We start from the raw sequence: 5,332 nt of genomic DNA, 5'->3' as shown, positions 1-5,332 counted from the left end.
CTTCCCGACATAGTAAAAAACTTTGTTAAATATGACAAAGGACTTGTCCTCGTAACGGGACCTACAGGTTCAGGTAAAACAACAACGCTTGCAAGTCTTATAAACCTGATTCTGACCACTTACAGAAAGCATGTGATTACGATAGAAGATCCTATTGAGTTTGTTTTCAAGCACGGAAAAGGGATAGTTAATCAGAGGCAACTTGAGGTAGATACCAGGTCGTTCTACCGTGCTTTAAAGAGTGCTCTAAGGGAAAAACCCGATGTTATCCTTGTCGGAGAGTTGAGGGATCCCGAAACTATGGAAGTAGCACTTACAGCGGCGGAAACGGGACACCTTGTCTTTTCCACTCTACACACAAACTCTGCAATTGAGACGATAAACAGGATTGTAAGTGTTTTCCCCTCTACCAAGCAGGATCAGATAAGGACACAGCTTTCTTTTGTTCTGAAAGGAGTAATAAGTCAAAAGCTTTTAAAAAGGAGAGATAGGCAGGGCAGGGTTCTCGCTGCCGAGGTAATGGTTCCCAACAATGCAATAAAATCCCTTATAAGGGACAACAAGATAGAACAGATAAGGAACTACATAAATCCTGGAAATGATACGGGTATCCTAATGGAAGAATCACTTGCCCGTCTTGCCCGTATGGGAATGGTAGAATATGAAGAGGCACTAATGGTGGCCAACGACAAAAAGTATTTTGAAAACCTATATCGGCGTATAAGGGTGTAAGGGTGAAAGTCTATCTTTACGAAGGAAGGCGAAAAAACGGAGAACTGGTTAAAGGAAAGATTGAGGCCATAAATCTCGGAGAAGCAAGAAACAAGCTGAAAAAAGAAGGTATCGTTTTTATAACAAAACTGGAAGAGAGCAATTCAATAATAGACAGGCTCGGTCAAATTAGTATAGGTGGTGGATTAACGCTTGAAGACCGGGCAAGGATTTTAAGGAACCTGGCCGTTTTGCTCCACGCCGGTGTAAAGCTTGAAGAAGCCTTTGAAATCCTGCTTGAACAGGCCGACAAAAAGAGAGAAAAAGAAATCCTTGAATACATAATCAACGATCTTATCTACGAAGGAAAAACGCTTTCAGAGGCAATGTCAAGGTTTAAATCCGACTTTGGCCGTTTAACGATAGAGATGATAAGATCGGCAGAGGAAACGGGAGAACTTGCCGAAACGCTTGAAAAACTTGCCGACTACTACGACAAGATAATCAAACTCCGCCGTAAAGTAAAAAGTGCAATGATGTATCCAACTGTGATTATCTTTGCTGTAATTTTAATCGTAGCAGGAATTATCTACTTTGTTGTTCCACAGTTTGCACAGATGTACAAGGATATGGGTTCACAGCTTCCTACTCCTACTCTACTACTTTTAAATGCAAGCAAGTTTGTTACGAGTAAGGGGCCTTATGTTGTCGTAGGGTTCGTTTTATTCGTGGTAGGGTTTATGCAACTGCTCAAAATTCCTGCTGTTAAAAAAATATGGGACAGGATAATGCTCAAAGTTCCCGTTTTGGGAGACATAATTTTAAAGTCAAATCTGGCCGCCTTTTCAAGAACGTTTGCTTCACTTTTTAGCAGTGGTGTAGATATTGTTTCAAGTGTAAAAACAGCTTCGAGAACTGTAAGCAACCTTTACATAAGAGAAATACTTGAGGGGGTAATTCCTTACCTATCTGAAGGAAAAACAATGGCAGAATACTTTGAAAAGTATAAAAAAACACTTGACCCCCTGTTTGTTCATATGCTCAAGACGGGAGAAGCGTCGGGAACGATTGATACGATGCTGTTAAAAGTGGCCGAAAACTACGAAGACGAGGTAGATAAAAAGGTAGAGGGTTTAACTACGCTGATAGAACCGGTTATGATAATCGTAATAGGTGGAGTAGTAGGTGGTATAATAGTAGCACTATACCTGCCTATCTTCAAGATGGGCAGTCTGGTTTCTCAATAACCTTTTAAGGGGCTTAGGCAATGGTTTTTTCTTTTTTCAAAAGGGATCCAAAGGAAAAAATGCTTGAGGCCATCAAAAAAAAGGACTACGAAGGGATTATCAAGTACGGCCTAGAACTCATAAAAGAGGGAAATTTAGACGAAAAAATAATAATCAACATAATCTCCGCATACTACAGACTGGGTAGATTAAACGATTTATTTCAAATGGGAAGAAAGGTTATAGACAGATTTCTCAAGGAAAAGAGATACGAAGAGGCCGAAAAAATAGTAAAGAAACTTCTTGAATACCAGCCGATGGACATCAGAATACTCGGCCTGGCCGTTAAAGTGTATGCAGAAAAGGGTGAGTTTGATAAGGCATTTCTGCTATTAGAAGAAAAAATTGGAATTATTCCTATTGTTAGGCTTCTACCCCTTTTTGAAAAACTTGCCGATTTAAGTGGCCGTGCATACTACTACGAAAAACTTGCAGAAAAATACCTGCTTGCCGGAGATAAGAATAAGGCTTACAATACTTTTATACTCGCTTCTGAAATGTACGATAGCGAAGGAAACTCTGAAAGGGCTCTAAATGCATTGTTTAGAGCAAAAGATGTTAAAAATACTACTGAAATAAACAAGAGAATAGTCAACTTTATTGTTCTTCATTCACGGGATATAGTTAAAATAATTGACCTGTTGAGAGAAAGAAGAGATCCCGACTTCTGGCTCTACATATTTGAGATATTTAAGAAAGAGGACAAGATCGACCTGTTACAGTCCATTATTAACCGTGAAGATGATCCACTTGTTAAAGAGTTTTTTACCTTTTTGACTTTGCTGGTTTACAAGAATGTTTACTCTGAGGATCTGCTTGAAGATATTAAGAGAAAAGACATAGAGTTTTACAATGTCCTTTCAGGCTACGCACAAAAGTACCATACCAATGCAGAAAGGAAGAAATTGGAATTGGAAGAGAGAAACGCCCTGCTGAATCAGGTATTTGAAAAGGCACTTGAGAGCATAGAGGATATATTTAAGTAGGGAGATGGCTATGGATAGGGAAACTGTTAAAAACATTGCAGAGGTAACTGGACTTACACAGGAAACTGTCAGGGCAGTTCTGAACTTTTACTGGAGGGAAGTTTTGCAGTCTCTCATTCAGGGGAAGAAGGTTAAAACACCACTTGGCCAGTTCAGAGTTGGTATAATAAGAAGGCAGGGAAAAGTTTATAAGACCATCAGGTTTAAGAAAAAAAGAACTCTAAAAATTTAAGGAGGTACATATGATTGCAGAAAAGGCACTAAAAGAGATTCCTTTCACAACCGGTTTTATGGTTGTTGACCTTGAAAACCTTGAGGTTTTAGAAAAAAGTGGAGAGGCTGAAAAAATAGAAGAGCCTGTCAAGAACCTCATCAGAGACTATATGGAAACCTATATCAACCTCGGTGAACTTGACATTGGTTTGCCGACGGAAATGCTTTTAACGTTTGATGCCGTGTTTGTTTTGATGAGGTTTTTCCCGGAGATCAACAGGGTGTTTGTGGCTGTAACGCAAAAAGAGGCCAATCTCGGCTTTGTAAGAATGATGATGATCAGGTATTCAGAGGAGGTTTAAGATGAACTACATAGAAAACCTCAAAAATGGAAACATTAACTTGAATGAACCTGTCCTCCTTTTCGACGATGGAGAAGAGCAGATATATTGGGTCGGGAGTTCTGAAAACTTCATATTCAGGTGCAATGCCTACCTTGTTAGAATGCCGGGAGTTAACGTCCTGATAGATCCTGGTGGAATACAGCACTTTGACCAGGTAAGGAAGAGGGTATCGGAAGTGATAAATCCGTCTGAAGTTACTCATATTGTTTCCCACCACCAGGATCCTGACGTTGCAGGTTCAATACCTCTGTGGCTAAAAGAAAACCCCGAGTTAACTGTTGTTACAACTCCGAGAACAAAGGTACTGCTTCCCTACTACGGATTTGACAGGAATGGTGTCAAGTGGCTTGATGTGTCTACAATGGACGATACGATTTTAAAAGGAAACAAGAAAGGATTTGGAATTCAGTTCTTAAGTGCTCCGTTCCTGCACTTCCCCGATGCATTTGCATCCTACGACATAAGGAGTGGATTTCTCTTTTCGGGAGATATTTTCGCAGCCATCCAGCAGGAATGGGAGCTGGTCGTAACGGACTGGGAAAGGCACAAAATAGAGATGATGTACTTCCACATCTACTATATGGCCTCTAACAAGGCTACGAGATACTTTGCAAACAAGTTAAGACCCTACAGGATAGAAGCAATAATTCCACAGCATGGTTCTATCATACCGAAAGAGTTTGTTCCGAATGCAATAGAATTCCTGGAAGAACTAAAGTGTGGAATTGACCTTTTAGAGGGAACAAACTACTTAGACATTCTTGATTAAGGAGGAAAACTATGGCCACGAAAATGGAGCAGATAAAGGAAACCATAAGAACTCTTAAGGAGAACCTGGAAGGGGAAATTTTCGGCGTAGCAGTCGGTTCTATGGACGGAAGGATAATTGAGTCTCTATCTGACTCTTCAAAGGTAAACATGACACGGGTCGTTGCTTCGGTTGCTTTAATGCTCAAGTCTGCCAAGAAAGTTGAAAGGCAGACCAATATGGGAAAACCCGAAAATATGCTTATCGGCTTTAAAGACGGCCAGATAATTGTTGAAAGTATAAACGACAAAGTTTTTCTAGCCGTTATCTCTAAAAAGGATGCAAATATCGGTTTTATAGAGCTTGAAGTTGACGAAGCAATTAATTCTCTAAAGGAGATACTTGGAGGATAACTTTGAGAGAAATAGTAGAGGCTTTAAGGAGTGGAAAGTACAAGATTGAGGTTTACAACAGCGTGAATGTTTTTCCTGAAAAGAATGTTGTTATAACCTGTTACCGTAAAGAGGGTGGAAAGCACAAGGTCTGCAACTTGTATAAGAGAGAAAAAAACTATATAATCGTTATACCGATGAAGGAACTCGGGAACTATCTGGAGCAGATGGGAGACTGTGGTGTACAGGATAAGGATAGTTGACGAAGTTTTCGGAGCAGGAGGTAGAGGTTCTAACGGAACAGTTTTAAGCCCCGATTCGGCCGTAATCGGGAGAGGGAACAGGAAAACGATAATAGCAGAAAAGGTAGAAAGGCTGAAAGTACCAGATGATCTTGACATAGTGATAGGTTTTTTTATCCCTGATAGTTTTTTCTCAATAAAGGACAATACGGCCTGGATAAACCGTAATTTTCCCATAAGATCGACCGAGGATTTAAAAGTAGGAGAGCTTGAGCCGTTATCGGTATTGAAGTCTATGAGCGACTGGACAAAGTTTTTACGGATTTACCTTTTTCTTGACAATACCGAAT

The 5,332-nt window shown here is 40.1% G+C and carries 9 protein-coding genes; all 9 read left to right on the top strand.

Annotation, left to right across the window (positions count from 1 at the left end; genetic code table 11):
- On the top strand, nt 1–732 hold a 732-nt coding region (locus MV676_RS02705; protein ID WP_297445050.1), incomplete at its 5' end, for a type IV pilus twitching motility protein PilT.
- A 2-nt stretch (nt 733–734) separates the two neighbouring features.
- A complete protein-coding gene (locus MV676_RS02700; protein WP_297445048.1) occupies nt 735–1,958 on the top strand; it encodes a type II secretion system F family protein in 1,224 nt (407 codons plus the stop codon).
- Between the two features lie 59 nt (nt 1,959–2,017).
- The gene (locus tag MV676_RS02695) at nt 2,018–2,983 is read left to right on the top strand and encodes a hypothetical protein (protein WP_297445046.1); all 966 of its coding nucleotides are present in this window, start codon (nt 2,018–2,020) and stop codon (nt 2,981–2,983) included.
- 10 nt (nt 2,984–2,993) lie between these two features.
- Nucleotides 2,994–3,215 (top strand): hypothetical protein, encoded by a 222-nt coding sequence (locus MV676_RS02690; RefSeq protein WP_297445044.1) that lies wholly within the window; start codon nt 2,994–2,996, stop codon nt 3,213–3,215.
- Between the two features lie 10 nt (nt 3,216–3,225).
- Nucleotides 3,226–3,558: a hypothetical protein gene (locus MV676_RS02685; RefSeq protein ID WP_297445042.1), complete on the top strand. Its 333-nt coding sequence runs from the start codon at nt 3,226–3,228 to the stop codon at nt 3,556–3,558.
- Nucleotide 3,559: 1 nt separating this feature from the next.
- The gene (locus tag MV676_RS02680; RefSeq protein ID WP_297445040.1) at nt 3,560–4,369 is read left to right on the top strand and encodes an MBL fold metallo-hydrolase; all 810 of its coding nucleotides are present in this window, start codon (nt 3,560–3,562) and stop codon (nt 4,367–4,369) included.
- Between the two features lie 11 nt (nt 4,370–4,380).
- Nucleotides 4,381–4,761, top strand: coding sequence for a roadblock/LC7 domain-containing protein (locus MV676_RS02675; RefSeq protein ID WP_297445039.1), 381 nt, complete (start codon nt 4,381–4,383; stop codon nt 4,759–4,761).
- A gap of 2 nt (nt 4,762–4,763) precedes the next feature.
- Nucleotides 4,764–5,003 (top strand): hypothetical protein, encoded by a 240-nt coding sequence (locus MV676_RS02670; RefSeq protein WP_297445037.1) that lies wholly within the window; start codon nt 4,764–4,766, stop codon nt 5,001–5,003.
- The coding region (locus tag MV676_RS02665; RefSeq protein WP_297445035.1) for a hypothetical protein at nt 4,981–5,332 on the top strand (352 nt) is incomplete at its 3' end. The genes MV676_RS02670 and MV676_RS02665, both read left to right, overlap by 23 nt.

The organism is Desulfurobacterium sp., assembly GCF_027028515.1.
Lineage (GTDB): Bacteria > Aquificota > Aquificia > Desulfurobacteriales > Desulfurobacteriaceae > Desulfurobacterium_A.
The sequence above is the reverse complement of the archived record's forward strand: the minus strand, read 5'-3'. Positions and strand labels throughout refer to the sequence as shown.